At 61.6% G+C, this 26,314-nt stretch carries 30 protein-coding genes; 18 read left to right on the top strand and 12 right to left on the bottom strand.

From position 1 onward, the window contains the following. Positions 1–165 precede the first annotated feature (165 nt). On the bottom strand, positions 166–1,077 hold the full coding sequence (locus FE782_RS28045) for an exopolyphosphatase (RefSeq protein WP_138197667.1): 912 nt from the start codon (positions 1,075–1,077) through the stop codon (positions 166–168). A gap of 131 nt (positions 1,078–1,208) precedes the next feature. Then, the gene (locus tag FE782_RS28040; protein ID WP_138197666.1) at positions 1,209–2,495 is read right to left on the bottom strand and encodes a BaiN/RdsA family NAD(P)/FAD-dependent oxidoreductase; all 1,287 of its coding nucleotides are present in this window, start codon (positions 2,493–2,495) and stop codon (positions 1,209–1,211) included. Between the two features lie 116 nt (positions 2,496–2,611). On the opposite strand from FE782_RS28040, the gene FE782_RS33160 reads away from it, so the two are divergent. From FE782_RS33160 to FE782_RS28030, 3 genes are all read left to right on the top strand, one after another. Beyond that, positions 2,612–2,743, top strand: a complete 132-nt coding sequence (locus tag FE782_RS33160) for a hypothetical protein (protein WP_274388775.1) — start codon at positions 2,612–2,614, stop codon at positions 2,741–2,743. 13 nt (positions 2,744–2,756) lie between these two features. Further along, positions 2,757–3,185 carry a DUF3905 domain-containing protein gene (locus FE782_RS28035; protein WP_138197665.1) on the top strand — a complete coding sequence of 143 codons (429 nt, stop codon included), beginning with the start codon at positions 2,757–2,759 and terminating at the stop codon, positions 3,183–3,185. A gap of 84 nt (positions 3,186–3,269) precedes the next feature. Then, on the top strand, positions 3,270–3,704 hold the full coding sequence (locus tag FE782_RS28030) for a BrxA/BrxB family bacilliredoxin (RefSeq protein WP_138197664.1): 435 nt from the start codon (positions 3,270–3,272) through the stop codon (positions 3,702–3,704). 53 nt (positions 3,705–3,757) lie between these two features. On the opposite strand, the gene FE782_RS28025 is transcribed toward FE782_RS28030, so the two are convergent. Further along, complete coding sequence (locus FE782_RS28025; protein ID WP_138197663.1) at positions 3,758–4,459, bottom strand: tyrosine-protein phosphatase; 702 nt, start codon at positions 4,457–4,459, stop codon at positions 3,758–3,760. 176 nt (positions 4,460–4,635) lie between these two features. Between FE782_RS28025 and nadE the strand changes: the two genes are divergently transcribed. Further along, positions 4,636–5,448, top strand: a complete 813-nt coding sequence (gene nadE, locus FE782_RS28020; RefSeq protein ID WP_138197662.1) for an NAD(+) synthase — start codon at positions 4,636–4,638, stop codon at positions 5,446–5,448. A 785-nt stretch (positions 5,449–6,233) separates the two neighbouring features. On the opposite strand, the gene FE782_RS32455 is transcribed toward nadE, so the two are convergent. Continuing rightward, the gene (locus FE782_RS32455; RefSeq protein ID WP_158299594.1) at positions 6,234–7,091 is read right to left on the bottom strand and encodes an aminoglycoside adenylyltransferase domain-containing protein; all 858 of its coding nucleotides are present in this window, start codon (positions 7,089–7,091) and stop codon (positions 6,234–6,236) included. 97 nt (positions 7,092–7,188) lie between these two features. Between FE782_RS32455 and acpS the strand changes: the two genes are divergently transcribed. Then, positions 7,189–7,572 (top strand): holo-ACP synthase, encoded by a 384-nt coding sequence (acpS, locus tag FE782_RS28010; RefSeq protein WP_138197661.1) that lies wholly within the window; start codon positions 7,189–7,191, stop codon positions 7,570–7,572. Between the two features lie 94 nt (positions 7,573–7,666). Continuing rightward, entirely contained in the window at positions 7,667–8,269 is a 603-nt protein-coding gene (locus tag FE782_RS28005) for a hypothetical protein (protein ID WP_138197660.1), read from the top strand. A gap of 10 nt (positions 8,270–8,279) precedes the next feature. Here the strand turns inward: FE782_RS28005 and FE782_RS28000 are convergent, their stop codons facing one another. Then, complete coding sequence (locus FE782_RS28000; RefSeq protein WP_138197659.1) at positions 8,280–9,056, bottom strand: DMT family transporter; 777 nt, start codon at positions 9,054–9,056, stop codon at positions 8,280–8,282. Positions 9,057–9,393: 337 nt separating this feature from the next. On the opposite strand from FE782_RS28000, the gene mutY reads away from it, so the two are divergent. Continuing rightward, positions 9,394–10,515: an A/G-specific adenine glycosylase gene (gene mutY / locus FE782_RS27995; RefSeq protein ID WP_138197658.1), complete on the top strand. Its 1,122-nt coding sequence runs from the start codon at positions 9,394–9,396 to the stop codon at positions 10,513–10,515. Between the two features lie 83 nt (positions 10,516–10,598). Then, positions 10,599–10,835, top strand: coding sequence for a hypothetical protein (locus tag FE782_RS27990; RefSeq protein ID WP_138197657.1), 237 nt, complete (start codon positions 10,599–10,601; stop codon positions 10,833–10,835). A gap of 88 nt (positions 10,836–10,923) precedes the next feature. Here the strand turns inward: FE782_RS27990 and FE782_RS27985 are convergent, their stop codons facing one another. From FE782_RS27985 to yfhS, 3 genes are all read right to left on the bottom strand, one after another. After that, on the bottom strand, positions 10,924–13,008 hold the full coding sequence (locus tag FE782_RS27985) for a methyl-accepting chemotaxis protein (protein ID WP_158299593.1): 2,085 nt from the start codon (positions 13,006–13,008) through the stop codon (positions 10,924–10,926). A gap of 181 nt (positions 13,009–13,189) precedes the next feature. Continuing rightward, positions 13,190–13,804, bottom strand: coding sequence for a superoxide dismutase (locus FE782_RS27980; protein WP_138197655.1), 615 nt, complete (start codon positions 13,802–13,804; stop codon positions 13,190–13,192). A 75-nt stretch (positions 13,805–13,879) separates the two neighbouring features. Continuing rightward, positions 13,880–14,074, bottom strand: coding sequence for a mother cell protein YfhS (gene yfhS, locus FE782_RS27975; RefSeq protein ID WP_138197654.1), 195 nt, complete (start codon positions 14,072–14,074; stop codon positions 13,880–13,882). A 214-nt stretch (positions 14,075–14,288) separates the two neighbouring features. On the opposite strand from yfhS, the gene FE782_RS27970 reads away from it, so the two are divergent. The 6 genes from FE782_RS27970 (at position 14,289) to folE (ending at position 18,673) form a co-directional block, all read left to right on the top strand. Beyond that, entirely contained in the window at positions 14,289–14,714 is a 426-nt protein-coding gene (locus FE782_RS27970) for a GNAT family N-acetyltransferase (RefSeq protein ID WP_138197653.1), read from the top strand. 93 nt (positions 14,715–14,807) lie between these two features. Further along, a complete protein-coding gene (locus FE782_RS27965; RefSeq protein ID WP_138197652.1) occupies positions 14,808–15,356 on the top strand; it encodes a DUF402 domain-containing protein in 549 nt (182 codons plus the stop codon). Positions 15,357–15,424: 68 nt separating this feature from the next. Continuing rightward, the gene (gene queG, locus FE782_RS27960; protein ID WP_238392690.1) at positions 15,425–16,579 is read left to right on the top strand and encodes a tRNA epoxyqueuosine(34) reductase QueG; all 1,155 of its coding nucleotides are present in this window, start codon (positions 15,425–15,427) and stop codon (positions 16,577–16,579) included. A gap of 54 nt (positions 16,580–16,633) precedes the next feature. Further along, positions 16,634–17,668, top strand: coding sequence for an HD-GYP domain-containing protein (locus FE782_RS27955; protein WP_138197650.1), 1,035 nt, complete (start codon positions 16,634–16,636; stop codon positions 17,666–17,668). Between the two features lie 120 nt (positions 17,669–17,788). Further along, on the top strand, positions 17,789–18,022 hold the full coding sequence (locus FE782_RS27950; protein WP_138197649.1) for a YneF family protein: 234 nt from the start codon (positions 17,789–17,791) through the stop codon (positions 18,020–18,022). A gap of 27 nt (positions 18,023–18,049) precedes the next feature. Further along, positions 18,050–18,673 (top strand): GTP cyclohydrolase I FolE, encoded by a 624-nt coding sequence (gene folE / locus FE782_RS27945; protein WP_138197648.1) that lies wholly within the window; start codon positions 18,050–18,052, stop codon positions 18,671–18,673. A 252-nt stretch (positions 18,674–18,925) separates the two neighbouring features. Here the strand turns inward: folE and FE782_RS27940 are convergent, their stop codons facing one another. Both FE782_RS27940 and FE782_RS27935 read right to left on the bottom strand, forming a co-directional pair. Continuing rightward, positions 18,926–19,480, bottom strand: coding sequence for a CBO0543 family protein (locus FE782_RS27940; protein ID WP_138197647.1), 555 nt, complete (start codon positions 19,478–19,480; stop codon positions 18,926–18,928). A gap of 64 nt (positions 19,481–19,544) precedes the next feature. Then, entirely contained in the window at positions 19,545–20,603 is a 1,059-nt protein-coding gene (locus FE782_RS27935; protein WP_138197646.1) for an alpha/beta hydrolase, read from the bottom strand. 245 nt (positions 20,604–20,848) lie between these two features. Between FE782_RS27935 and FE782_RS27930 the strand changes: the two genes are divergently transcribed. The 4 genes from FE782_RS27930 (at position 20,849) to FE782_RS27915 (ending at position 25,380) form a co-directional block, all read left to right on the top strand. Then, complete coding sequence (locus tag FE782_RS27930; protein ID WP_138197645.1) at positions 20,849–21,595, top strand: IclR family transcriptional regulator; 747 nt, start codon at positions 20,849–20,851, stop codon at positions 21,593–21,595. Between the two features lie 83 nt (positions 21,596–21,678). Then, complete coding sequence (locus tag FE782_RS27925) at positions 21,679–22,782, top strand: GerAB/ArcD/ProY family transporter (RefSeq protein ID WP_138197644.1); 1,104 nt, start codon at positions 21,679–21,681, stop codon at positions 22,780–22,782. Next, the gene (locus FE782_RS27920; RefSeq protein ID WP_238392689.1) at positions 22,775–24,223 is read left to right on the top strand and encodes a spore germination protein; all 1,449 of its coding nucleotides are present in this window, start codon (positions 22,775–22,777) and stop codon (positions 24,221–24,223) included. Before FE782_RS27925 ends, FE782_RS27920 begins: the two co-directional genes overlap by 8 nt. After that, entirely contained in the window at positions 24,223–25,380 is a 1,158-nt protein-coding gene (locus FE782_RS27915) for a Ger(x)C family spore germination protein (protein ID WP_158299592.1), read from the top strand. The genes FE782_RS27920 and FE782_RS27915 overlap by 1 nt, the downstream gene beginning before the upstream one ends. A 50-nt stretch (positions 25,381–25,430) precedes the next feature. On the opposite strand, the gene FE782_RS27910 is transcribed toward FE782_RS27915, so the two are convergent. Then, entirely contained in the window at positions 25,431–25,904 is a 474-nt protein-coding gene (locus FE782_RS27910) for an SRPBCC family protein (protein WP_138197642.1), read from the bottom strand. Positions 25,905–25,909: 5 nt separating this feature from the next. Then, on the bottom strand, positions 25,910–26,254 hold the full coding sequence (locus tag FE782_RS27905) for an ArsR/SmtB family transcription factor (protein WP_138197641.1): 345 nt from the start codon (positions 26,252–26,254) through the stop codon (positions 25,910–25,912). Between the last annotated feature and the right edge of the window lie 60 nt (positions 26,255–26,314).

Here is a 26,314-nt window from a genome sequence, read left to right as displayed (position 1 = left end):
TACAATACGGGGCGCTACCAATGGTCATTAAAAAAGATGACCCCCAATGAATACAGGAGTCATCTTTTGGCGGCTTAGCCGCCGAGGGCTTTCTTCAAACTGTCCGCCAATGGGGTCACAGTTCAAAATGCGAGGGGCGGCCTTTCGTTTGCGCTTTTTTTCGAATTAAGCATTCATCGCGGCGATCAAGTCCTTGAGCACCGTCTCCGCGTTCGCGTAGTCGACCTGGCACGTGCCCGCCGCCTTGTGGCCGCCGCCGCCGTGCTTCAGCATGAGCGCGCCGATGTCGACGCTCGCCGTCCGGTTGACGATGCTGTGGCCGCAGGCGAAGACGCAGTTCTGCTTGTTCCGCCCGTCGACGATCCAAATCGAGACGTTCTGCTCCGGATAGAGCGCGTACACCATGAATCGGTTGCCCGGGTAGATCGTCTCTACGTCGCGGAGGTCGGTCACGATGACGTTGCCCTCCGTGCGCGTGTACGTCGCGACCATGTCGCGGAACTGCGCGTCGAGCTCGAAGTAGCGCGCTACGCGTTCCTTCACGTCGGGGAGCTCCATGATTTCTTCGACCGGCATCGTCGCGCAATGGTCGACGAGGTCTTCCATCAGCTGATAGTTGCTGATCCGGTAGTCGCGGAAGCGCCCAAGGCCCGTGCGCGCGTCCATGATGAACGAAAGCAGGTCCCAACCCTTCGGGTTCAAGATGTCCTCCGCCGAAAATTGCGCCGCGTCCGCCTTATCGACGCCGGCCATAATGTCGTCCAGCTCGGGACCGAACTTCTCCCGTCCGCCGTAATAGTCGTACACGACGCGCGCCGCGCTCGGCGCCACGCGGGATTCGCCTTGGTATTCTACGTCCGGCTGCATGCGGGCGAGCTCGCTCGAGTGGTGGTCGAACCAGAGACCGACGCCCGGCACGTAAGGCAGATTCGCCAAAATATCGTTTTCGTTCACTTCGACCAGTCCGTCTTGCACGTCCTTCGGATGCACGAACTTCATCTCGTCCACCATGCCGAGTTTCTTGAAGAGCATGGCGCAGACCAATCCGTCGAAATCGGAGCGCGTAATCAATCGCATATGCTAGGACACCTTCCAATACGAAAATAGTTCGAACGAACTATCCATATTCTAGGTTGTATGTTGGAATTCCTGCCGCGATCGTTTGGCGCGCGCGAAAATAAGCAGCCGAGCGGGAAACGGACTTCCGCCTAAATCGAGGGGGACGAGGCCGCCGCTTCCGCCGCGCACTTGCCCGCCGTGTACCCCGTCGCGAACGCCGCCGTAATGTTGTAGCCGCCCGTGTACCCATGGATATCGAGAATTTCGCCGCAGAAAAACAGCCCCGACGTCAGCTTCGACTCCATCGACTTCGGGTCGATCTCCTTCAGGTTCACGCCGCCGCCGGTGACGAACGCCTCCTCGATCGACAGCGTGCCGGACGCCCACAGCTCGAATCGTTTGCACGAATCGACGAACGTCTGCAGCGCCGCCTTCGGAATCTGGTCCGCCTGCGCGTCCTCGGCGATGCCGGCTCTCGCCAACAGGAACAGGAGCAGCCGCTCCTGCAGCAGCGAGCGGAAGGCGTTCTTCGCCGCCTTCTTCCCTTCTTCGCGCACGAGGCCGTCGATGCGGTCCCGCAGCGCGTCGCCGCTCTCGCCCGGGAACAGGTCGATGCTCATCAGTACGTGCTTGACGTCGAACTTCTTCCGCGCCTTCACGACGAACTGGCTGCAGCGGAGCGCCGCCGGTCCGGAGATGCCGAAGTGGGTGAAGATCATGTCCCCGTCGTGCGTAACGATCCGCTTCCCCTTCGGGTCCCAGACGGTCAGCTCGATGTCGCGCAGGGAGATGCCCTGCAGGGTCTTTTCGCGGATGAACGGCTCGCTCGAGGTGATCGGCACCTCGGTCGGGTACAGCTCGGTGATCGTATGTCCGGCGTCCTCCGCCCACGCGTACCCGTCGCCGGTCGAGCCCGTATGGGGCACGCTCTTCCCGCCGGTGGCGATGACGACGGCGCGCGCGCCGAACCGCTCCCCGCTACGCAGCCGAACGCCGGCGACCCGCCCGTCCGCATATTCGACGCGGTCGACCGGCGCATGCACGCGGATGTCGACGCCTAAGCTCCGTACCTTGCCGACGAGCGCATCGACGACCGTCTTCGCCTTGTCGCTGACCGGGAACATGCGCCCGCGGTCTTCCTCCTTGAGCCGAATGCCGAGCCCCTCGAAGAACGCCATAATGTCGCGATTGCCGAAGTTATGGAACGCGCTGTATAGAAACCGTCCGTTGCCGGGAATATGCTTTACGATCGTGTCGAGGTCGCCCGCGTTCGTTACGTTGCAGCGGCCGCCCCCCGAGATGCCGAGCTTGCGTCCGAGCTTGTCCCCTTTATCGATGAGCAGCGTCCTCGCGCCGCGCGTCGCCGCGGACACGGCGGCCATCAGCCCCGACGGTCCGCCGCCGATGACGATGCAATCGTATGCGTCGTTCGTCATTTCATTTTCCGCCCCTTGGAGTTGCCTGATTGCGAATAGTATACCATGACTGGCATGTTCAACCGAAAAGCGGCGAATACTAACGGTCGACAATAACGGAAGGAGTGAACGACGCAATGGCGAAAGGCGGAAAAAGCAACGACTCTTGGGCGCAGCAGCAGCATGAGAAGGAAAACAGCGCAGGCAACCAAGACAAGGTGCCCGGCATCGACAAGAGGCTGAACGGACCGAACCGCCCGGCGGAATAAGGGAGGGAACGTCGTGACGAAAAAGAAGAAATCGCAGGAGGCCGTCGATACGCCGGAGCAAGTCATCGAGTCGCTCGGCGACCCGGCGCTCGATCCGTTCGAGATCGAATTCGCTCCGGAGCATCGGGAAGGGCGCGGCCCGCGAAGCGCGTTCGTGAACGAGCACGGCGTCGTCATCGGCGACCACGACTACGAGTCTCCGCAGTCTCCGCTGGAGAACTGGTCCAAGAACACCGACCCGACGGTGATGGCCGGAGAAGAGTGGGTGCATCCGTACAAGGACGTCGGCTTTCACACCGATGAGAATCGGGACTATTTCGAAAAGGGCGTTCCGCCCAAAGGCGGCATCTACATGCATCCGACGATCGACGTCGCGCACCCCGCCAACATCGACGACGATCCCGCGGACGCAGCCGACGCGCCGGCTCCGCGCAAGAAATAACGACAATGCGCCTGCGTCATGGTATAATAAACTTGGCTAACGCCAATGTTAACATATACCATGTAAGGGAGCGTGAACATTGCCATGTCGATTACGTTCGAGATGTATATGAACGACTACATTCAACCGATGCGCGACGAATTGACGCGTCTGGGCATTACGGAGCTTCGCACGCCGGAAGACGTAGAGCAGGCGTTCAACGATATGAAGGGGACGGCGCTCGTCGTCGTCAACTCGGTATGCGGCTGCGCCGCCGGCAACGCCCGTCCGGGCGTCGCTCGCGCGCTGCAGGCCGGCCCGAAGCCGGATCATCTGTATACGGTGTTCGCGGGCCAGGATAAGGAAGCGACCGCGAAGGCGCGCGAATATTTCGCGCCGTACCCGCCGTCTTCCCCGTCCATCGCCTTGATGAAGGACGGCGAGCTCGTGTTCTTCATCGAGCGCCACGAGATCGAAGACCGCAACGCGGAGCAGATCGGCGACAAGCTGGCCGGCGCGTTCGAGCACTACTGCAAATAAAATGCGCGAAACCCCCTTCCGACGTCGGAAGGGGGTTTTTGTTCTGCGAGGCGTCAAATCGCCGCCATGCGTTCGCGAATCGCGTCGGCGGCGGCCGCGCCGGCCCGGGCCGCGACCGCGTCGAAGCCGAGCGCCAGAATGGGCTTGCGCGCGACGTTATGCGCGTCCGTCGCGAGCGTGTGGACCTGGCCGCGGTCGACGAGCCGGGCGGCGAACGCCTTCGCGTCGGGACCGTTGTTGCCGAGCAGGCTGTCGACGGACACCTGCGTCCAGACGACGCCCGTCTCGATCATGCGGTCGAGCAGCGAGGGCTCCTCCCGGAAGAACGCGTGGCGCTCCGGATGCGCGAGGACGGCCGTCGTGCCGCGCGCGCGCAGCGTCTCCAGCACGTCCCACGTATCCGGACTGAAGCCCGCCCAGGGCTCCTCCAACAGGAGGAAGGCGGAATTGTCGCCGAGAAAGCAGCATCGCTCGTTCCGGAGCGTCTCTTCGACGAAGGCGGCATTCTCGAGAACGAGCTCGTTGCCGCAGCGGATGCGAAGGTCGATGCCGAGCCGGTCGAGCTCGGCCTGAAGCAGGGCGGCCTTGGTTCGAACGATGTCGGCGTACACCTTCCAATAGTTGCCGAGATGCGGCGTGGCGACGATCGTCCGGATGCCGTCGTCGACGGCGATGCGGGCCATCGCGACGGCCATGTCCATGTCCTTCGCGCCGTCGTCGACGCCGGGCAGGATATGGCAATGAATATCGATCATTTGCGAATTTCCCCTTCCCGAAAGGCCTGCCGAGAGTAATTATTACCATGGTAGCAAAGCGCAGGGGAAAAATCATTAAGGAAAATCGGTACTTTCCTTAGACGGACTTGCATTGGAATTTGCTTCGAGGAACGAGTACAATCGTTGGTAATATCGTACGCGAGGAGTGGGGACGGATGAGCAAGCAGCAAGACATTATCGCCGCGTTGGGCGTGAAGCCGGAGATCGACGTCGATGCGGAAATTCGGCGCCGCGTAGACTTCCTGAAGGAATACGTTCGAAAGTCGGGCACGACGGGGCTGCTCATCGCGATCAGCGGGGGGATCGACTCCGCGGTGGCCGCGGGACTGTGCAAGCGGGCGACGGACGAGCTGCGCGAAGAGACCGGGCAGGACTACCGGACGATCGGCGTGCTGCAGCCGTACGGGGAGCAGCCGGACATCGCGGACAGCCGTTCGGTCGTCGACGCGTTCGGCCTCGCGGGCTCCGCGGTCGAGATGAATATCGAGGAAGCGGTGGACGAGATCGCGCTAGAGACCGAGTACGCGCTTAAGGCGCTCGGCATTCACCGGCACATCAGCAAGGAGGGCAAGGGCAACGCGAAGGCGCGCACCCGGATGGTCATGCAATACGCGCTCGCGTTCGAGATGAACCTGCTCGTCGTCGGCACCGACCACGCGTCGGAAGCGATCACCGGCTTCTTCACGAAGTACGGCGACGGCGCGGTCGACATTACGCCGCTCAGCACGCTGAACAAGCGGCAGGTGCGCGCGCTCGCCCGCTCGCTCGGCGTGCCGCAGCCGATTTTGGATAAGGCGCCTACGGCGGGCCTGTGGGACGGCCAGACGGACGAGGGCGAGCTCGGCATCTCGTACGAGGCGAACTCGGACTACCTCGAGGGCAAGCCGATCGACGACGCCGTCCGCGCCAAGCTCGAGCGGCAATACGACAAGACCGCGCACAAGCGGCTGCCGATCCCCGGCATCTAGGGGACGGCGCGCCTGCAGCCCGGCGTCCCCTAAGGCGGGGGGCGCCGGGCTGTTTTCTTTGTGGCGGGATGGCGGAGGAGCGTGTCGGAGTTTCTCCTACTGCAGCGCCGGACCGGGCCGCCCGCGGGCGGATAGTCGGAGTTTCTCCGACTGCAGCGCCGGAACGGGGCTCCCGCGGGCGGATAGTCGGAGTTTCTCCGACTGCAGCGCCGGACCGGGCCGCCCGCGGGCGGATAGTCGGAGTTTCACCGACTGCAACGCCGGACCGGGCCGCCCGCGGGCGGATAGTCGGAGTTTCTCCGACTGCAGCGCCGGACCGGGCCGCCCGAGGGCGGATAGTCGGAGTTTCTCCGACTGCAGAGCCGGACCGGGGCTCCCGCGGGCGAATAGTCGGAGTTTCTCCGACTGCAGCGCCGGACCGGGGCTCCCGCGGGCGAATAGTCGGAGTTTCTCCGACTGCAGCGCCGGACCGGGGCTCCCGCGGGCGAATAGTCGGAGTTTCTCCGACTGCAGCGCCGGACCGGGGCTCCCGCGGGCGAATAGTCGGAGTTTCTCCGACTGCAGCGCCGGACCGGGGCTCCCGCGGGCGAATAGTCGGAGTTTCTCCGACTGCAGAGCCGGAACGGGGCTCCCGCGGGCGGATAGTCGGAGTTTCTCCGACTGCAGCGCCGGACCGGGCCGCCCGCGGGAGGATAGTCGGAGTTTCTCCGACTGCAGCGCCGGACCGGGCCGCCCGCGGGCGAATAGTCGGAGTTTCTCCGACTGCAGCGCCGGACCGGGCCGGCCTACGCTCCGAGCCGCGCGCGGCAGGCGCGCAGGAACGCTTGCAGCGGCTCCACGTCGAAGTGGAGCGACTCCCGCGGCTCGGTCCGTCGATACAGCTTCAGCGCGTCCGCGACGACCTCGATGTGCAGCGGCATCGCGGACATGCCCCAGACGCCGGCCTCCTCTTTGGACAGCACCGCGCCGTCGGCGACGAATCGGAGCACGCGAAGCCAATTGAGCACATAGTACACCGGCTGCTTCGATACGTCGCGGAACGGCACGTCCACGTCGGCGACGATCGCCGCCCGGTAGTCCGCGTCCGGCACCGCGGGGAACGTCGCCGCGATCGGGCGTCCCCACAGCGCGACGCCCCGCTCCCGGACGACGCGCACATGCGCCGCCAGGTCGGGGTCAAGCGCCCCTGCGAACGCCGCGAGCGCCCCAAGCCGCTCCAGCGCCGCTGAAGACGGCGGTCGCTCCGGCAAGCCCCCGTCCGCGGCCGCTCCGTCTCCGCCTTCGGCGAGCGCCGCCTCGAACGATCCGCGCCACCCTTCGCTGTAATGGAACGCGAACGGGCACGGGTGCCGCCACGGGTGCAAGTCGGCAAGCTTGCATACATGAAGCTCGATCGGATGCGGCGCGCCCGACAGGCCCAGCAGCCCTGTCGCGATCATCGCCTTCGCGCCCGGGGACACGTCTCCGTCGTACACGGCGACGATATCCACATCGCTGCGCTCCGGTTGGAACGATCCCATCGCGAGCGAGCCGTGCAAGTAGACGCCGACGAGCGGCGCCCCCAGCGTCTCCTTCAGCAAACGTACGATCGTCTCTACTTGAAGCCTCGCCGCTTCCGGCGCCTGCAATGGTTCGTATGCCATTTCGAGACCCCTCCGTTTCTACTCGTATTTTCGCATATTCGGTTATTTTCCGGTACACTGGAAGCAACTATTCAAGCAAGCGAGGCGCGAATTACTGATGATTATCGGGGTCGGAACGGATATCGTCGGAACGGAACGGATCGGGAATCTGCTCGGCGGGGCGCGGGGAGAAGCGTTCTTGCGGAGAGTGCTGTCGGACGCGGAACGGGAGTATTTATCGGGAAAGAACCTTGCCCCGGCGCGAACCGTCGAGTTCGTCGCGGGTCGATGGGCGGCGAAGGAGGCGGTGTCGAAGGCGCTCGGCTGCGGCATCGGCGCCGATCTCGCCTTCCACGACATCGAGGTGCTGCCGGACAAGCGCGGCAAGCCTTGCTGCACCGTCGCGCGCGACGTCGCGGCGGGCCTCCGGCTGCACTTGTCGATCTCGCACGCGGACGGGTGGGCGACCGCCTTCGCGGTGGCGGAGCGGGAAGAAACCTAGACTCGAGTCGCGGGAGCGTTCATGCCGGAGCCCGTTCCTTCGAACCCCTGACGGGAGTAAGCTTATACTATTAAGTCAGTACGGGGGGATCGAGTTGACGGAGGCAGGGGGATCGTTCGAGATCATATACGGGATCGCATCGCTCTTCGTATGGGGAGCGGCGGCGATGTCGGCGAGCCGGTTGCTCGCGGCGCCCGTCCGAAGCGTTCTGCGTCGGCGCGCGGGGCGAACGGCGGGAGCGGTCGTCGTCGGCGCGCTGCTGATCGGCGTCGAAGGGAGCGTTCGCGCCGCTCTGGCGGCGGAGTCCGGAATATGGCGGATCGAGGACGCGATGCCGGCGGTCGCCGCGGCGGCGGCGTGCGTCGCCGGACTGCGGTCGGTTCCGCGGCTGCTCGCGGTGTCGAGGTATGCGTACGATAGCTTCAAGGAAGAACGCTCGGCCGCCTCGGACCCTGGAACGGTGGTTCCGATTCAGGCCGCCGCCGTCATCTGCGCGATAAGCTTCTATGTCACTTGGTTCGACGGCGGCTTGCTTTCCGCGGGAGGGGCCGGGGTCGCGGCGATGGGCGCCCTGTGGGCGGCGCAGCGCCGCCGTCATGCCGCCGCGCGGCGCGACGGCTGGAAGCGGCCGAAGCCGCTGCGACGTCGCCTGCGCTCCGGCACCGCCAGAGTGCGGGCTTCGATCGGTTGGAACTAACGAACGTCGTCTACGAATGTACCGTTCGAGCGTCCGAGGCCGCGGCCTTCTCGGTTTGCGCCAACGCGATGCCGATCAAGATCAGCGCGCCGCCGGCGATCTGCTGCGGCTCGATCGTCTGCTGCAAGAACAGCGCGCCGAGCGCCGCCGCGGCCGGCGGCTCGACGAAGCTGACGATCGAGGCCGTATTCGGCCCGAGCCGGCGCACGGACGCCGCGAACAGCGTAATGGCGCCGAACGTCGAGACGAACGCGAGCGAGCCCGCCGCCGCCCACGGCGCCCAAGTCGAAGGCGCCGCGAGCCGCTCGAAGCCGCCGGTCGCCCAGGCGAAGAGCGCCAGCGCGGCGGCCGCGAAGGCCGCGACGTACGCCGAGCTGACGTACGGACTCGCGCGCCGCAGCACGCGATCGCTGACGAGAATAAACGCCGCGTAGACGAGGGCCGCGGCGAAGGCGAGGCCGATGCCCGCCGCTTGGGCCGGCTCGTTCCAGCCGCCGCCGAACATCGCGGCGAGCCCCGCGAGCGACAGCAGCAAGCCGCCGGTCTTCCGGCGGCTCATCGGCGTTCCGACGAGCGCCGCGGTAAGTCCGTTCACCCACAGCGGGTACGTGTAGAAGACGGTTACGGCGACGCCGATCGGCACGTACCGGTACGAGGCGAACAGCAGCGCAGCCATTACGGCGTATCCGAAGACGCCCATGCCGGCCAAGACGCCGAGGGCGGGGCCCGGCACGCGCCAAGAACCGCTCCCTCCGCGCGAGACGATCGGCATGAACGTCCAAAACAACGCCGTCGCGCCCGCTCATGGCTGTACCCCCGCTCCGCCCCCGGGCGGCGCGAAGCCCGCGGCCATCCCCGTTCGTCGCCCGATCCTGCCGAAGCCTTGTTGAGCGAACGCGGAATGACGTATCCATTGAACGCGCATCGGGGCATCTCCTCTTCTCAAATCCGCATGATCCACATTATAATGCGAGAGGGCGGGTTATGCCTATAACGTTCGGATGAAGCTGCGTCACCGCGACCCGGACGAGCTGTCGGCGCTGCTGAAGCGGCTGATCCGCTTCGGCAATTATCGCGTCAGCGGGTCCGTCGGTCGATCGAAATAGAGGGGTTGGGGAAGAAGGATGCAAGAGCAAGAGGCGAAGGCGTATTTCAGCAAGGAGCTGCTGGCGTGGTATCGGGTGCAGAAGCGCGACCTGCCTTGGCGGCGCAGCCGCGACCCGTATCATATCTGGGTGTCGGAAGTGATGCTTCAGCAGACGCGGGTCGAGACGGTCAAGCCGTATTTCAAGCGGTTCGTGACGTTGTTCCCGACGGTCGATGCGCTCGCGAAGGCGCCGGAGGAGAAGGTCCTGAAAGCTTGGGAAGGGCTCGGGTATTACTCGCGCGCGAGAAACCTGCAGTCGGCGGCGCGGGAAGTGTCGGAGCGATACGGCGGTACGGTGCCGGATACGAAGGAACGATTTTCCGAGCTGAAGGGCGTCGGGCCGTACACGGCGGGCGCGGTCATGAGCATCGCCTTCAACCGCCGGGAGCCGGCCGTCGACGGCAACGTCATGCGCGTGCTGTCGCGATATTTCTGCATCGAGGAGGACGTCGCGAAGGGCGGCACGCGGGCGATGATGGAGCGGCTGCAATACGAGCTGATCCCGGAAGGAGAGGCGTCCGACTTCAACCAGGCGATTATGGAGCTCGGCGCGCTCGTGTGCACGCCGAAATCCCCGCATTGCCTGACTTGTCCGGTCATGGAGCGGTGCGCGGGCCGGCTCGAAGGCAAGGAGGAATCGCTGCCGATCAAGACGAAGGCGAAGCCGCCGCGGCCGGAGTACCGCGCCTGCGCGCTCGTCGTCAGCGAGGACGGCGGCAGCGTCCTGCTGCGCAAGCGCCCGGCGACGGGACTGCTCGCCGACATGTGGGAGCTGCCGCACGTCGAATTCGCGGCGATGGGGTGGCCGGCGGCGATGGCGGACGCGGCGGTCGGCGACGCGCTCGCCGGTTGGCTCGGCGCGGAGCTGGGCCCGGAAGCGTCCGGCGCGGTGCGGCCCGCGGAGCCGGTCGGGGTGGCCGAGCACACGTTCAGCCATATCCACTGGAATCTGCGCGTGCACCGGCTGACGGCCGCGACGGCGGAAAGCGCGCCGCTGCAGGAGCCTTATCGATGGGTCGACCGCGCGGGCATGGAGGTGCATCCGCTGCCGAACGTCTTCGTGCGGCTGTTGAAGGCGGAAGGGTTTATCCCCGCATAGGCGGAAAGAAGCGGGCATAGGACAACGGCGCCCGACGGTACAATGAGAAGAGAAGGCTCATAGACCGGACCGGAGGCTGGACCATGAAGAACAACCGCGACATCGTGATCGTCGTCGTCACCCGCGCGCGGCTGAGGCGATTTCTGGCGATCGATATGGCGGGGAGCACCGCGGTGTATTACGCGTTGTTCCTGCCGTTCCACTCGCAGTGGGCGGCTTCGGCCGGAAGCTTCCTTGGCGCGCTGGCGCTGAATCGGTTGTTCCGCGGGGGCGCAGCGCGCGCGCGGAAGCGAAGCGAAGCGCCGACTCCCGCGGAATAGGGAACGGCAACGTTCCCTAGCCATACAAGAAATAGGGCCGCCTTCGTCCTTCGGACGAAAAGGGCGGCCCTTCTTGTCTTACGCTCCGTTACACCTTGAACCTCGAAATCATGGTTTGCAGCTCTTGCATCATCTCGCTCAGCTCCATCGCGGACGCCGTAATTTGTTCCATGGCGGCCAGCTGCTCTTCGGAGGACGACGCCGCATGCTGCGTATTGTCGGAAGCCAGCTTGGCGATCTCGGCCAACTCGGCGACGGACGCCGTCACCTGCTGCGAGCCCGCCGACATCTGCTCCGCCGAAGCGGAGACGTCTTCCACTTGGGCGGCGACTTCCCGAATGCTCGCGAGAATGCTCTCGAACGCGGTCCCGGCTTCGCCGACGATCGCCGAACCGGCGCCGGCTTCGGCCGCGCCCGCATCCATCAGGCGAACCGCGGCGACGGTTTCGGATTGAATCATGCCGATCAGGTCGGCGATTTGCATCGTCGAGCGGCTCGTCTGCTCCGCGAGCTTCTTCACTTCGCCGGCGACGACGGCGAAGCCTCTGCCGTGCTCGCCCGCCCGCGCGGCTTCGATGGACGCGTTCAGCGCGAGCAGGTTCGTCTGCGCACTGATTTCCGTGATCGCTTCTACGATCTGTTGAATCTCTTTCGAACGGTCGGCCAATCGGCGGATGGCGACCTGCGACTCGTCGACCGAACGCAGGATGACCTGCATCTGTTCCTCGGCGCGGCGCATGAGGTCGTTCCCCGCCTGCGCCCGCTGCGACACGTCGTTCGTCGTCTCGGACGCGATCGAAGACGATTCCGCGATCCGCTGAATGCCGACGGACATCTCTTCGAGCGCGCGGGCGCTTTCGTCGGCGCCTTGGACTTGCCGATCGGCGCCTCCGGCGATATCTTGGATGACCAGCGTGACGGACTGCGCGGCTTGATTCGTCTCCTCGGCGCCGGCCCGCAGCTGCCGGGACGTCTCCGTTACTTGCGCGGCGCGCTCGGTCACGACGCGAAGCGTCCGGCCCACGTCCGTCAACGTCCCGTTGAAATTCGCGGCCATCGCGCCGAACTCGTCCGCCGTGTCCGCTTCGATCCGCCGGGTGAAGTCCCCTTGCGCCATCGCGTCGGACAGTCGGTTGAATCGTCCGATTCGCAGCGCGATCGATCGCGTATACAGGTAGATGACGACGGCGAGCAGCAGCACGCCGGCGGCGCCGATCGCAAGAATCGTCTTCAACAGCCGGCTCGCGGGCTCCGACAGCTCTCGATCGGGGATCACGACGCCGAGCTTCCACTGCGTGGATGGGATGGCGGTATAATACAGATGCTGTAAGCCGTCTTCATCCATGAAGTCGTCGGCGCCCGACTCGCCTTGCAGCATCTTCGCGCCGACGGCGGCCAATGAGGCGTTCGGATCGTCGGCGACGTTCGTCTTCATGAGCCGTTCCGAATCGACGCCGGCGATATACATTCCTTGGGTGTCCACTAGGAACGCTCGTCCGGTTTCGCCTACCTTCGCCTGGGCGATGCGCTCCTGGATCGTCGACAAATCGATGTCGCCGGTCGCGACGCCGATAAACCGCTGTCGATCGTCGAACACCGGGACCGACGCGGTGACCATGTGAATGCCGACCGTCTCGTCGAAAAAGGGAGGGGCGAAAGCGGCTCCGCGTTCCCCGTTCGTCCCGACGACGGTGTACCAGGGATGGTTATGGTAGTCGTAAGCGGGATCGTTGTAAACTTGGGTGGACGTTGCCGTTCCGTCTTCCGTTATGTAGCTGTAATTGGAGAAATAGACGGCTGAGGGGTCCGCAGCCTTCGGTTGGAAAAAGATCCCGATCCCGATCGTATCGGCGTTGGCGTCCAATGCGCTCTCGGTCAAACGCCGGTAGTCGTCCAACGCGAAATCCCCGAACGTCGTTTTCACCGACTGAGCGAGCGTCTCCGTTACTTTCCGATGAGCGAGCAGATCCCGATCGATTTGATTGGTTAAGCTTTCCGCCCGATACTGTAAGACGCGTTCCGCTTCCGCATGAAGCATGCGTTGGGATTGCGCGTATGCGGCGATGGCGACAGTCAGCAGGATGGCGACCGTGACCGGAAGAATGATGAGCATCGTCTTCGACTTTACGCTTTTGACGTTCCGCAGAAACAGGATCGCCTTCAGTTTCGTCATCTCGATTCCCCTCTGGATGTCGGCAGAAATTTGTCGAAACATGTCGACAGTGCGACTTTGACATTTTAAGGGCGAGGAGAACCGTTTGACAACCACTTTTGACGCGTTCGAAAAAGGCGTAAAAATAAGGCTGCCCGCCTCGGCGACGAGGGGGCAGCCTTCTTCCGTTTTCCGAAAAGCCTTATTTCTTCGCAGCCGCGTAACGAGCGTTGACCGCGTCCCAGTTGATGACGTTGAAGAACGCGCCGATGTAATCCGGACGCTTGTTCTGGTACTTCAGGTAGTACGCGTGCTCCCATACGTCGATGCCGAGGAGCGGCGTAGCGCCTTCCATATACGGGCTGTCTTGGTTCGCCGTGCTGGACACGACGAGCTTGCCGTTCGCGTCGACCGAGAGCCACGCCCAGCCGGAGCCGAAGCGAGTCGTAGCCGCCTTCGTGAAAGCTTCCTTGAACGCTTCGTAACCGCCGAGCTCGCTGTCGATCGCGGCTGCGATCGCGCCGGTCGGCGCGCCGCCCGCGTTCGGGCCGATCGTCGACCAGAAGATCGAGTGGTTGGAGTGGCCGCCGCCGTGGTTGCGAACCGCGGTGCGGATGTCTTCCGGAACGGCGTTCAGGTCGGAGATCAGCGCTTCGAGGGACTTGTCTTGGAGTTCCGGATATTTTTCGAGCGCGGCGTTCAAGCTGTTCACGTACGTCGCATGGTGACGATCGTGGTGAATCTCCATCGTCTGAGCGTCGATGTGCGGCTCAAGCGCGTTGTTCGGGTACGGCAATGGCGGCAATTGGTGTGGCATGAGAATCATTCCTCCCAATAATATGTAATTTAGAATCATGTTCATTATCCCCCAATGGGTGTAATAAATCAACATTTATGTTTCTAAAGTCGGCGATCGCTCGCGTCCTTTCAGCTCGTCGATCACCTGATGATGGAGCGAGACGCCCTGCGAGTTGAGCCACGGCGACGCGTCGCTGAGCATATCGTGAGCGCGGCGCAGCTCCGCCTCGGTCCAGCGCTCGATCGGCACGTCGGACAGCTGCTGCAGCAGCCGTATCGTTCCCTCCAATGCTATGCACCTCCTTCCGCGCATCGATCGAACCAAGGGTAGGATGCTCGAATTTCCAAGGAATATACATCTAATCCAGTGTAAACGCTTCCTATAAAGCGCTATCACAAACAATTCATATCTTTTTAACGTTTTTTTAACATTCGGGAAGGAATATGCTGAAATTTGTCGTATTTATAGCGTTACGACTTCGCAAAAGCTGGGAGAGAAGCATATGTACGTTCGCTCGTTTCAATTGTCGGATTATGCCGAAGTGACGCAACTGATGGAAAACTCCCTCTCTGAACAATGCTTTCACGATTCGATGGAAGCTTTCGCCCGCCAATTGTCGTGGGACAGCAGCCTCGTCATGATCGCCGAATCCGAGGGTACGATCGTCGGCGTCGTGATCGGCACGATCGACAATAACGACGGCTATTATTACCGCCTCGCGGTCGATCCGTTCCACCGCCGCAAGGGCGTAGGGAAGGCCATGATTCAAGCGCTGCAGGAGCGCTTCGTCGAGCGCAAGGTGAACCGGATTCTAGTGCCGGTGGACGCGCATAACGAGCCGGTATTGCCCGTGTTCGAATCGCTCGGCTTCGATATGAACTCGTTCACGAAGGCGTTCAAGAAACTAAGCATTGTGGCGGGCACGTAATTGTAATATAGTTAGGTACATATATTAAAAGTTGAAGCGTATCGGAGGCCGATATGCTTTTTGTTTCTTTACGCGCATGGAAGGTGTTCGCATATGTCGTCTAACAACAACGTGGTGATCAAGAGCTTCAAACATAACGGCCATATTCACCGCATCTGGTACGAGAATTGGCCCGTTCCGGAATCGGCGCTGCACCCCCTGCACGCGAAGGAGCGGTTCCGGGTGTATATTAACCACGGCACGCGCATCCGGGAGTCGGACGGCAAGGAGTGGGTGAGCAGGGTTCCGGGAGTGACGTTCTTCCTGCCGGGGCAATGGTTCAATATCGTGGCTTTGCTCGAGTCGACGGGCGTTCGATATTATTGCAATATCGCTTCGCCGTTCACGTATTACGACAATACGGTGACGTACATCGATTACGATCTGGACGCGATCAAGCTGCCCGACGGGGCGATCCATATCGTGGACGAAGAGGAATACCGAACCCATCGCGCGTTATATCAGTATCCTTCGCTCGTGGAGAGCAAGGTCAAGGAAGGGATGGAGGGGCTGCTCCGGCGCATGAAGCAAGGAGACGCTCCGTTCCAGGACGAGGAAGCGCTGCGGTATTACGAATTATGGAAAACGAGAAACGACCCCTAACGGCCCGGACTTCGCTTCGACAGCGACCGGGTCTTCGTTATAGGTCGGAAGGAAAGGAGGTCTTCGACGTGTCGGAACGGAGCCGATGGCTCGAGGTCAAGCGCCGACTGCTCGAGGAGGCGCCGAAGCTCGGCATCGATAAATTGGGCTTCGCGTCGGCGGATCCGTTCACGGAGCTGTTCGACGTGCTGACGCGGCATCGCGAAGCCGGACGGGAGTCCGGCTTCGAAGAGCCCGATCTCGAGAAGCGCGTGAACCCCAGGCACAGCTTCCCGGGAGGCGAGCCGCGGTCGATCTTGTCGATCGCTGTCGCGTACCCGGCGAAGATGAAGTCGCCGCCGAAGTCCGAGCCCGGCGCCTATCGCGGCATTCTGGCGCGGGCCGCGTGGGGCGAGGACTATCATAAGATTCTGCGGGAGCGAATGGGGCGGCTCGAAGCGTTCCTGAAAGAGCTCGTGCCGGAATGCCGCGTCGAGTCGATGGTCGACACGGGCGCGCTCGTCGATCGGGCCGTGGCCGAGCGGGCCGGCATCGGCTGGTACGGCAACAACTGCTCCGTCATTACGCCGGAGTTCGGTTCCTGGGTATATCTCGGCGAGATGATCACGGACATTCCGTTCCCGCCGGATACGCCAGTGACCGACAGCTGCGGCGACTGCACGATCTGCATGGACGCGTGCCCGACCGGCGCGCTCGTCGGGAAGGGGCAGCTCGACGCGACGCGCTGCGTCTCCTTCGTCACCCAGACGAAGGGCTTCGTCGAGGACGAGCTGATGCGGAAGATCGGCAATCGGCTGTACGGCTGCGACACGTGCCAAGTCGTCTGCCCGAAGAATAAGGGCTACAACTGGACCCATCATCCGGAGCTGCAGCCGGACCCGGACATCGCGAAGCCGCTGCTGAAGCCGCTCCTCAAGATGTCCAACCGGGAGTTCAAGGAACGCTTCGGCGCGAGCTCGGCCGCTTGGCGCGGCAAGAAGCCGATCCAGCGCAACGCGATTATCGCGCTCGGCAACTTCAAGGACGCCAGCGCGGTTCCCGATCTAACGGAACTGCTTCTCGGAGACGAAAGGCCGGTCATCCGCGGCACGGCGGCTTGGGCCCTCGGTCGCATCGGCGGTCCGGAGGCGGCGAAGGCGCTTCGGGAAGCCTGCGACCGGGAAACCGATCCGGAAGCGAAACGCGCGATTCAAAAAGCGATGAATGACATCCGTCAAACATGATAAGATAGGTACGAGCAACATGAATCGAGCATGACTTGAGGTGCGAATCCAAACGTGAAATACGTTCCGATCGAGGCGTTAGAGCCGGGACAATATTTGGGCAGGACGATCTTTTCGAGCAACGGGGCGGTGCTCCTGAGCGAGGGCGTGCAGCTGACCGTCTATATGATAAACACCCTGAATCGGATCGGCGTGACGTTCGTTTATATTAAGGACGAACATTACGACGACGTCGACATTCCGGAGGTCGTCTCCGAGGAGACGAAGCGCGCGGTCATCCGGCAGATGGGGGAAGTGTTCGAAACCGTCCGTTCCGGCAAAGAATTCAATACGAAGAACGTCAGCGTGACGATCGATTCGCTCCTGGAAGACATTCTGAAGAACAAGGACGTGCTCGTCCACCTGTCCGACATCCGCTCGAAGGAAAACGCCGATTACATCCACGCGATGAACGTATGCATGATGTCGGCGGTCGTCGGGATGAACATGAGCTTTACCCCGACGCAGATGAAGGAGCTGGCGATCGGCGCGCTGCTGCACGATATCGGCAAGGTCGGCGCCGCGGCTTCGGACGACGCCGACGGCGACATGCGGCGCCACCATACGTGGCGGGGCTTCGAGACGCTGAAGCTGAAGCGGGAGTACAGCTTGTTGATCGCGCACGTCGCGTTCCAGCATCACGAGCATGTGGACGGCACCGGCTTGCCGCGCGGACTCGGGGGAGACGCGATTCACGTCTACGCGAAGATCGTGGCGGTCGCGAACACGTACGACAACCTGGTCTCGAGCATGGACGAGAAGGGCCGCCGCATCATGCCGCACGAGGCGTGCGAGCGGATGATGGCTATGGCCGGCCGGCAGCTCGACAAGGACGTGCTCGTCGAGTTTTTGAAGACGGTGTCGGTGTACCCGACCGGCGCGTCCGTGCGGCTTACGAACAAGGAGGTCGGCGTCGTCGTCGGGCAGCATCGCGGGCTGCCGAGCCGTCCCGTCGTCCGCGTCGTCAAGCAGGACGACAATCAGCTCGAGGTGAAGGAATTCGACCTCGCGAAGCATCCGACCTTGTTCATCGAGGCGGTCTTGATGTAACCGAAAAGCGATCGTCGCGGCGGGGCCCGAATCGGGTCCCGCCGTTTGTATCGGCGCCTGCGTCCATGCTATGATGGAAGCAGTTTTTCGAACATTTTCCTAAGTTGGGTGGGGTGCTTTATGGCTTGGTACGACATCGTCATCCCGATCGTCACGCTCGTCGCCGGGCTGGTCGGGGGCTTCTTCATAGGCGTCTATTACTTGCGCAAGCAGATGGAAGCGATGCAGAACAATCCGGACATGCTTCGCGAGATGGCGAAGAAGATGGGCTACAACGTCAACCAGAAGCAGATGAACCAGATGCAGCAGATGCTGCGGAACCAACCCGGCGCAGGCGGCCGGCGGCGCAAGTAAGCCATAAGACGAAGGGCGGTGGAGAATATGGGCGCGAACCCATTCGAACCGACGAATCCGAACGCGGATGTCAAACATTACATCAACTCGCGCGCGAACGAGAACGCAGAGCTTATCGAGGGTCATATCCGCGAGATTCTTCGATTGATCGGGGAAGACCCGGACCGGGAAGGGCTCGTCGAGACGCCGAAGCGCGTTCGCAAGATGTACGAGGAAATCTTCGCCGGCTACGAGGTCGATCCGCGCGAGGTGCTCGGCGTCACGTTCGACGAACGCCACGAAGAGCTGGTCGTCGTGAAGAACATCGTCTATTACTCGCAGTGCGAGCATCATATGGCTCCGTTCTTCGGCGAGGTCCATATCGGTTACATTCCTAGCGGGCGCATCGCGGGCCTCAGCAAGTTCGCGCGGCTCGTCGAGGCGGTGGCGCGAAGGCTGCAGGTGCAGGAGCGCATTACGTCGCAGATCGCGGACATCTTCGAGGAGGTGCTGCAGCCGCACGGCACGATGGTCGTCGTCGAAGGCGAGCATCTGTGCATGTGCGCGCGCGGCGTGAAGAAGCCGGGGGCGAAGACGGTGACGTCGGCGGTGCGCGGACGGTTCCGGACCGATGCGGCGCTGCGGGCGGAATTTCTGTCCTTGATTCGATAAAGCGGTCGGAGAAGACGAAGGGGCTGTCCCATAAGCGGATAAAAATCCACTAACGGAGAGTAGTTCCTCAATGAAAACAAGAAAGCGGTCGATCGGGAGCTATTCCTGACCGACCGTTTTCTTGTTTTGGCCTACTGCCGCTTGCTTGATTATGGGCGAGTATGGTCGGCGGTACTTCCATTTTACCACGTGAAGGAGTTTACGTTCGCCTTTTTGAACGTCGTGTTATACCCTTCTCGTGCGCGGGCAACGCTACGCTAACGGCTCGAAGGCGCTCCTTCGGCTCGCGGCGTGGGCTCCTAGATAGATGAGAAACTGGATCGGGACAGAGTAGACGTATCGCCAATTCTTGGGGTGATAGATATCCAGCCAATCGAACAATGGCTCGCCGACGAACGAAGCGAGCAGAGCGAAGAAGATCGCTTTCGCATAAGGATTCGCGCTCGGCTTCGCCTGAAGCAGCAGGAGAACGGTTACCGGCATCAGCGTAAGATCCCATGGCAGATAGGTGGGAAGGACCGGGATGACGTTGAACCGATAATGCCAAATTCCGAATTGATCGCCTAATACGTCCAGCGTCAGAGAGACGACCGCGACAAATAGGGCGGCATAGAACAGACGGTCGGTACTAGACTTCTTTCGCACAAGGTACCATACGATCCAGGGGACGACGGATAGGCCGACTCCGAGCCACCACAGGTCTGTAAAGAGGACGCGCTCCTGCCAAATGTCGATCTTTACTCGAATCAAAGCTTCGATCGCGGCGGTATTTCGATCGATCAAATCGATCGTTCGCTCTTTCTCCATCGGGGGATGCCACCATTCCACAATAATGGAATTAGCATCCCGCATTTTTCCGTCGATATTCCGGTCATTGTCGCAACGAGCCGGTCGCGAGCGGCGGCTCCGTCACTCGGCTCAGGAACGACGTCGCGCGCGCGGCGTACTCGGCTTTGTCCTTCCGGTAGACGAGCTCGTGCGTCGCGTTCGTGACGAGCCAGAACTCGGATCGTTCGTTCGCGGCCGTCTGGTTCAAGGCGATGTCGCGAATGATTTCGTACGGCGATCGTTCGTCGAGCGTACCATGAATCATAAGCGTCGGGATGTCGTACGCGGTGCTCTTGATTCGCTGATACGGCACTTCGCCGAGGCCGGAGCCGTTCATAAGCGGATACAGCCACCGCAGCAGCGTAAGGGACGGCTCCCGCGGCAGATCCGCGTACTGCTTCAGGTTATGGTACAGCGTATCCGGCTCGAGCACGAACGTGCTGTCGAGAATCATGGCGTCGATGTCGTCCGTGCGGAGCGCCGCTTGGAGCGCCGTGCCGGCTCCCATGGAGAAGCCCCAGACGACGACCTCGTCGGCGCCGCGTTCGCGCGCGTATCGTACGGCGCCGAGCAGATCGCTCGATTCCTTCGCGCCGCCGGTCACGACCCGGTCGCTGTTATAGACGTAGCCGTAATCGAACATGATGGCGTTGAAGCCTTGATCGTGCGCGAGGCGGGCAAGCTCGTAGATCGGCACCCAAATTTCTTCGCGATTGCCGCCGTAGCCGTGGGAGAAGACGACGGTTTTTCCGGAAGGGGTCGACGCAGGGATGTACCAGCCGTCCAGACGGTGCGCTCCGTTATCCGACAGGAAGGCGATGTCTTCATAGGCCATGCCGGCCGCCTGGAGCGGGTCGGATTGCAGCGGAGCGACGGTCGGACGCGCGAGCACCCAGGCGATGTAGGCGTACAACGCGACGACGCCGACGGCCGCCAAGATGACGACGGCGAGGGCGAGTCCGGCGACGGAGGCCCATAGACTCTTGCGGCGTCGGCCGGGATGACCGAGCGGTAAAGAGCCGTATGTACCCGGAAGCGCACTGGAAGCGCTTTCGTATGTGTTGGCGGAAAGAGGCATTGTCGTCGTTGCGATAGGTTCCATCGGGCCGACCCCCTTGATTCATGCTGTTAACTTTATAGTAAGGGAAGGCCCGACCGAGGGTCAACGGATTTGCCGGAATTGTAAGACGATTGTAAAGCGGCTGTAACATTCGGCCCGGTCCGGAAGGCGGAGGCGAAGGGATCGGAAAGACGTCTTTACGGAGCGGTTTCACGTGGTATACTTATAATATGAAAATGAGTTTCACTCCACGGAACAATGCGAGTGCAGCGATGGAGGCAGAACGGATGGAAGACGGGAAAATGACGGTTCGCGCGGTCGAGCGCGCCTTGGATATTTTATTGGTATTCACCGAACATACGAGTCTCGGGTTGACGGAAATCGCCGAGCAGGTCGGCTTGCATAAGAGCACCGTCCACCGGCTGCTCGCTTCGCTCGAGGGCAAGGGCTTCCTCGTCCGCGACGCGGCGACGGAGAAGTACCGTCTCGGCTTCCGGGTATGGGAGCTGTCGGCGCAGCTGTCCGGGCAGTCGGACGATCTGGGAACGCTGCTGCAGCCGGAGTTGGAGCGGCTGCGGGACCTCGTCGGCGAGACGATCAGCCTCTATATCCGCGAGGGGAACGAACGGATCCGAATCCAAGCGGTGCAGAGCCGGCAAGCGATCCGTCGGGTGGCGCCGGTCGGGGCTCGGCTTCCGCTGTACGTGGGCGCGTCCAGCAAGGTGCTGCTGGCGTTCGCGGACGAGAGCGTGCGGGACAATCTGATGAACGGACCGGATTGGCCGGGGTCGATCGATCGGGCGGCGTTCTTGCGGCGCCTCGAGGATATTCGGTCGCTCGGGTACGCGACGAGCGTCGAGGAGCGGGAGCCGGGCGCGGCGGCGGTGGCGGCGCCGATCTTCGCCGGCGCCGGTCGGCTCGCCGCGGCGCTCGCCGTGTCGGGGCCGTCGAACCGGCTCGATCCGGAGAAAATGCGGGAGATCGCTCCTCAGGTGATCGAGGCCGCGAGACGCATGGGCAAGATGATGAAATAATCGCAGAATTCCATATATGAGTAATTTCTCCGCCCCTTGGTGATCATAACGGCAACGATTATGACCGTCGAGGGGTTTTTTCTATGCCTAACAAGTCTGCGGGTCTTGGAATTTTCCCTATCTTCTGCATCATGATGCTGGGCGTGGGGCTCATGAACCACGTTATGGTGTTGCCCCCGCTGCTGCAAGAAGCGAAGCGGGACGCATGGATCAGCGTATTGGCCGCGCTCCTTCCGTATTTGGCGTGGATCGCGGCGCTGCGCTTTATTATGAAACGTACCCGGCAGCAATCGCTCTTGCCGTGGGTGAAGGAGCGATTCGGACGGGTCGCGAGCGCGCCGCTGCGATTGCTCTTCCTACTCTACCTCTTTTGCATCTCGGCCCTTACGTTGAAAGAGACGATCTCGTGGTCGCATGGGACGTACTTGCCCCGAACGCCGGAGCTCGTGCTGAGCTTGTCCTTGATGACGCTGTGCTTCTTCGCGGCTCGGTTCGGCATTCGGTCGATCGCGATCGTGTCGGGCATCTTGCTTCCCTTCGTCATCGCGTTCGGGGATTTCGTCATGAGCGCGAATCTCCCGCGTAAGGAGTATATTTTTCTGACCCCGATATTGGAGCACGGATGGATCCCCGTTCTCGACGGCAGCGTGTACGTAGGCGGCGGGTTAGCGGAGCTTGTCGTACTCCTATTGCTGCAGCATCAAGCGAAGGCGCAAATTAAATTTTGGAAGATCGCGTTATTGGGCGTCTTCCTGGTAGGGCTCATTTTGGGACCGGCGACCGGAGCGATCGCCGAGTTCGGTCCCTTCGAAGCGGCGAATATGAGGTATCCCGCCTTCGAAGAGTGGAGGCTCGTAACGCTCGGCAGATACATTCAGCATGTAGACTTTCTGTCGATTTATCAGTGGCTGTCCGGCGCGTTCGTCCGGATTTCCGTTTCGGTGTATTTGATGGTGGAGCTCATTACGGACGGGAAGCCGCATGCGAAGCGAAGCCTCGTCTGGCTGTCGGGGATCTGCGTCGCGCTCGTCGTCCTCGCGGAGCTTCCTTTCAGCGATACGCAATATCTCGATTTCATGAAGATCGTCTATTTGCCGTCTTCGCTTGCATTCGGGGCGGTCGTGGCGGGCGTTCTGTTTATTTTGGTTCTTATCCCTAAGCGGACGAAGGTGAGGATGAATGGCTGAGACGAACCGAGATCTGACGCCGGATTCGATCCGCGAGATGTTTCGAGACACCGACGATTTCATGATGAGGCGGTACGAGTTGGGGGAGAGGGAACGCCCCGCGGTCGTCTACCTGTTGTATTGCGACGGCATGATCAAGACGATGCAAATCAATGAGATCGTGCTTCCGCAGTTGGAGCGGTTGCTGCCGGAAACCGAGGGAGGCATGCGGCTGGAAAACAAATGGGACGTGAAACGGCTGCAGAAGGAAGACCTCCTTCGGCAGGTGTTTTCAGGTCAATTGATCATCTACATCGAACGGTACGGCACCCTCTACGGAATGGATCTCGCCGACATTCCGCAGCGGCCGCCGCAAGAGTCGAGCACGGAAATGGCGATTAAGGGTCCGAGGGACGCCTTCGTGGAAGAGTTGGCTACGAACGTCGCTTTGGTTCGGAAGCGGCTCCGCAGCAATTCCTTATGCTGCGAACGGTTCACGATCGGCAAGCGCAGTCAAACCGGCGTTGCGCTGCTCTATATTCCGGATATCGCGAATCCCGAGACGATCGAGGAAGCCCGCAAGCGGCTGCGAGGGATCGACGTCGATATTCTCATGGGCAGCAGCCCTTTGGAGGAAATGATATCGGATCATTCGTACTCCTTGTTTCCCTTGGTCAGCTACACGACCCGTCCGGATTTCGTCGTGGATGCGCTCGTCCGCGGCCGCTTCGCCGTCGTCGCCGACGGAGCGCCGACGGCCGTCATCGCCCCGGGCAATTTGTTTTTCATGCTTCGTTCCGCCGAAGACGCGTATTTTCCGTATTTGGCGTCCAGCTTCGGGCTCATCTTCCGATACTTCGGCCTGCTGATCTCCTTGCTCCTTCCCGGTTTTTATATTGCGGCTACCTCGTATAACGTGGACCAGCTTCCTTACCCGCTGCTGGCTACGATCGGATTGTCCCGCATCGGTCTCCCGTTTCCCGGTCCGTTGGAGGCGTTCCTGATGGTCGGCATGTTCGAGGTGTTCCGGGAAGCCGGGGAGCGGCTGCCGAAGGCGGTCGGCTCGACCGTCGCCGTCGTCGGGGGGATCGTAGTGGGCGAAGCGGCCATTCGCGCGGGTCTCGCCTCGACGACGTTGATCGTCGTCGCGGCGATTACGGGGGTGGCCAGCTTCACCTTGGTCAACCAGACGCTCGTCTTCGCCGTCAGCATCTCCCGCATCTTCATCATGATTTGCTCCTCGTTCCTTGGCATGTATGGCTACATGCTATCGATCATGGGCGTCCTGCTCTATCTTGCATCGTTAAGTTCCTTCGGCTTGCCGTACCTTGCGCCGCTGTCGCCCGTGACATGGAAAGACGTGATATTGGTGTTCAGTCGAGTACCTTGGGTGAAGAAGAACAAGCGTCCGGACATGCTGGACACGGTGGACGGCACGCGCCAGAAGAAGAGGGGGTCCTGATGCTTGGGTTCGCGAAGACGGCGTTGACGTTATGTCTTCTTCCTTTGCTCCTAACAGGCTGCTGGGATATTAAAGACTTGCAGGAGATCAATTATTTAACCGCGATCGGATACGATCTTCAAGACGGCGAATTCGTCGTGTACGGCCAAATGCTGGATTTCGCCTCCGTCGCGAAGTCCGAGTCGGGGAAATCGGGACAGGCGCAGGCTTGGGTAGGCATCGGCCGGGGCCGTACCCTCATCAACGCGATCGAAGATTTGTACCACACCTCGCAGCTCCGGATCTTCTACGGGCATGTTAACGCCGTCGTGATCGGCGAGAAGGTGCTGAAGGACGGCGACGCGATGAAGCAGGTGTACGAGTTTCAAGGCAGGTACTACGAGCTCCGGTATACGCCATGGCTCTTCGGGACCTCGAAGCCCATCGACAAGATCTTCAGCACTTCGTCGATCTTTACCTTTTCGCCGGCCGTATCCGTTCTGCACCAACCGCTGGAAACGTACAAGCAGATGTCCGTCGTCCGGCCGATGAGCATTCGCAGGTTTACGTTGGAGATGCAAGAGCCGGGTCGCACGGTGCTCCTCCCTTCAATCGCTTTATCGGAAAACCGTTGGAAAAAAGGCGATCGGCCTCAGGAAATGCTTATGGTCGACGGCGCGTTCGCCATGAAAGAGCATAAGCTGCTGGGGCGGTATAATCTAGATGACTTACAGGGGCTGTCTTGGATCGAACCGGAGTCGTATCGGGGGCCGCTGATTTTGTATTCGGGGGGAGAGATCCAGTCCGCCGTCGTTCTGGAAAACCCGAAAACGATCGTTCATCCTCGGGTCCGGAACGGAAGGGCGGAGTTCTCCCTCGACGTGAAACTGTCGGGTGCGCTCATTCTGTCGATGGCCCCCAAGACGGAATCGGAGATGGAGAAGGAAGCGGAGGAGAAGGTTCGGAAGCAGATTCGTCGCTTGTACGACGAGGGGCTGAAACGAGACGCGGACTTGCTTCGGCTGGAGCCCGCTATGTATCGGCAGAAAAACCGGGAGTGGAAGAGCCTTCGGAGCCAAGGGGGACTCGAGCTTACGCCGGAGTCGTTGAAGGATATTCGCGTCGAGGTAAAGATCAACCGAACGGGCAATATTAAAAATCGGGCAATGGCGAATTAAGCTTGCGCACGCCCCGGCGATCGCCGGGGCATGCGGGCGACGCAGCGGCTCTAGCCCTCCAACGCTCGCTTGTAGGCTTCGTATTTCGGCTCCCACGCCGTCTTGCGGTCGCCGAAGTCGCGGTCGTCGAGGAGCGCTTCGACGACGTCGAGGCATACGTCCCAGCCCGCGAGATCTCTCGGTGTGTGGGCGTTGACCTCGCCGATGAATTCCTTCAGCGTCAGAGAAGTGCCGCCGTCCGCCGCGGGCGACAGCTCGAACCTCACCCGATCGTTCCCCCAAGTGTATTCGAGCGCCGAGAAGGGCTTCAATTCGAGGATCTTCATTTCCTCGAACGTCCCGTCGCCTAGGTCGAACGAGATCGTGCCTCCCTCGCGAAGGTCCTCGATTCGCAGCTCGGAAAACCAGGTCGACAGTTTTTCGTTGACGGTCAGCATCGCCCATACCCGTTCCGGCGGGTGCTTCAGCGTTCTCTTGAATTCGGCCAGGTGACCGGATTCGGTTTTCGTAATTTTCGCTAACAATCCCTTCACTCCTTGTCCTTGTCGATGGATGCCGGACCGGCGGCTTCTTCGTCCAAGCTTCGCTCGAGTCGATCCAGCTTGGAGGACCAGAAGCGTCGGTACGGCTGCAGCCAATCGTCCAGTTCGCGCAGCGGCTCGGGCCGCAGGCTGTAAAGCTGCTCCCGGCCTGAACGGCGCACGACGACGAGGCCCGCCTCTCGCATCAAGCGCAGATGCTTGGAGACGCCGGGTTGACTAAGGCCGGACGCCGCGACCAACTCGCCGACCGTATGCTCCTTCCGCCGTAACCGTTCGAGAATGGCGCGGCGGTTCGGTTCGGCCAACATTTCGAATAACGTATTGTTCTTCATGCATTATATATTACCATTCAGTTATATAACTATCAAGGAATATAATGGCGAAAAAACAAC

It is taken from the genome of Paenibacillus antri (genome assembly GCF_005765165.1).
Classification (GTDB): Bacteria; Bacillota; Bacilli; order Paenibacillales; family YIM-B00363; genus Paenibacillus_AE; species Paenibacillus_AE antri.
The sequence above is the reverse complement of the archived record's forward strand: the minus strand, read 5'-3'. Positions and strand labels throughout refer to the sequence as shown.

What these genes read in the sequence shown, in the direction of transcription:
- FE782_RS28045 (WP_138197667.1), bottom strand. Translation starts at nt 1,077, where the DNA reads ATGCGATTGATTACGCGCTCCGATTTCGACGGATTGGTCTGCGCCATG.
- FE782_RS28040 (WP_138197666.1), bottom strand. Translation starts at nt 2,495, where the DNA reads ATGACGAACGACGCATACGATTGCATCGTCATCGGCGGCGGACCGTCG.
- FE782_RS33160 (WP_274388775.1), top strand. Translation starts at nt 2,612, where the DNA reads ATGGCGAAAGGCGGAAAAAGCAACGACTCTTGGGCGCAGCAGCAGCAT.
- FE782_RS28030 (WP_138197664.1), top strand. Translation starts at nt 3,270, where the DNA reads ATGTCGATTACGTTCGAGATGTATATGAACGACTACATTCAACCGATG.
- FE782_RS28025 (WP_138197663.1), bottom strand. Translation starts at nt 4,459, where the DNA reads ATGATCGATATTCATTGCCATATCCTGCCCGGCGTCGACGACGGCGCG.
- nadE (WP_138197662.1), top strand. Translation starts at nt 4,636, where the DNA reads ATGAGCAAGCAGCAAGACATTATCGCCGCGTTGGGCGTGAAGCCGGAG.
- FE782_RS32455 (WP_158299594.1), bottom strand. Translation starts at nt 7,091, where the DNA reads ATGGCATACGAACCATTGCAGGCGCCGGAAGCGGCGAGGCTTCAAGTA.
- acpS (WP_138197661.1), top strand. Translation starts at nt 7,189, where the DNA reads ATGATTATCGGGGTCGGAACGGATATCGTCGGAACGGAACGGATCGGG.
- mutY (WP_138197658.1), top strand. Translation starts at nt 9,394, where the DNA reads ATGCAAGAGCAAGAGGCGAAGGCGTATTTCAGCAAGGAGCTGCTGGCG.
- FE782_RS27990 (WP_138197657.1), top strand. Translation starts at nt 10,599, where the DNA reads ATGAAGAACAACCGCGACATCGTGATCGTCGTCGTCACCCGCGCGCGG.
- FE782_RS27985 (WP_158299593.1), bottom strand. Translation starts at nt 13,008, where the DNA reads ATGACGAAACTGAAGGCGATCCTGTTTCTGCGGAACGTCAAAAGCGTA.
- FE782_RS27980 (WP_138197655.1), bottom strand. Translation starts at nt 13,804, where the DNA reads ATGCCACACCAATTGCCGCCATTGCCGTACCCGAACAACGCGCTTGAG.
- FE782_RS27970 (WP_138197653.1), top strand. Translation starts at nt 14,289, where the DNA reads ATGTACGTTCGCTCGTTTCAATTGTCGGATTATGCCGAAGTGACGCAA.
- FE782_RS27965 (WP_138197652.1), top strand. Translation starts at nt 14,808, where the DNA reads ATGTCGTCTAACAACAACGTGGTGATCAAGAGCTTCAAACATAACGGC.
- FE782_RS27950 (WP_138197649.1), top strand. Translation starts at nt 17,789, where the DNA reads ATGGCTTGGTACGACATCGTCATCCCGATCGTCACGCTCGTCGCCGGG.
- folE (WP_138197648.1), top strand. Translation starts at nt 18,050, where the DNA reads ATGGGCGCGAACCCATTCGAACCGACGAATCCGAACGCGGATGTCAAA.
- FE782_RS27940 (WP_138197647.1), bottom strand. Translation starts at nt 19,480, where the DNA reads ATGGAGAAAGAGCGAACGATCGATTTGATCGATCGAAATACCGCCGCG.
- FE782_RS27935 (WP_138197646.1), bottom strand. Translation starts at nt 20,603, where the DNA reads ATGGAACCTATCGCAACGACGACAATGCCTCTTTCCGCCAACACATAC.
- FE782_RS27930 (WP_138197645.1), top strand. Translation starts at nt 20,849, where the DNA reads ATGGAAGACGGGAAAATGACGGTTCGCGCGGTCGAGCGCGCCTTGGAT.
- FE782_RS27925 (WP_138197644.1), top strand. Translation starts at nt 21,679, where the DNA reads ATGCCTAACAAGTCTGCGGGTCTTGGAATTTTCCCTATCTTCTGCATC.
- FE782_RS27920 (WP_238392689.1), top strand. Translation starts at nt 22,775, where the DNA reads ATGGCTGAGACGAACCGAGATCTGACGCCGGATTCGATCCGCGAGATG.
- FE782_RS27915 (WP_158299592.1), top strand. Translation starts at nt 24,223, where the DNA reads ATGCTTGGGTTCGCGAAGACGGCGTTGACGTTATGTCTTCTTCCTTTG.
- FE782_RS27905 (WP_138197641.1), bottom strand. Translation starts at nt 26,254, where the DNA reads ATGAAGAACAATACGTTATTCGAAATGTTGGCCGAACCGAACCGCCGC.